The organism is Psychroserpens mesophilus (assembly GCF_050617655.1).
In the GTDB taxonomy this organism is placed as follows: Bacteria; Bacteroidota; Bacteroidia; order Flavobacteriales; family Flavobacteriaceae; genus Psychroserpens; species Psychroserpens mesophilus_A.
In genome coordinates this window covers 1-246 of record NZ_JBODQC010000397.1, presented here as the reverse complement: position 1 = coordinate 246, position 246 = coordinate 1, and the positions used below count along the sequence as shown (strand labels likewise).

At 59.8% G+C, this 246-nt stretch carries 1 pseudogene; it reads left to right on the top strand.

The features are described from left to right. A pseudogene (locus ACRHNM_RS17750) lies at positions 1 to 246 on the top strand (short-chain fatty acid transporter); the annotation flags it as partial.

The following is a 246-nucleotide window of genomic DNA, read 5'->3' as shown; positions in this document are numbered from 1 at the left end:
GGACGCACCACCCGGACAGGCCCTGTGGAACTGCCTCAGAGCGTACCCGAAGCGGAAACCGAGTCGGACCCACAACAGGACGGGGACCGGGCAGACCGATCCCCGTGGCTGAGTCGTTTATTTGCGGCACTCGTTTTGGCTGCATTCCTGCTGCAATACCTGCCGCAGCTCAGGCAACTAAACCTGACCCCGGACATGCTGAATTTCTTTATGTTCGGGCTTGCCCTGCTCCTGCACGGCAACTTT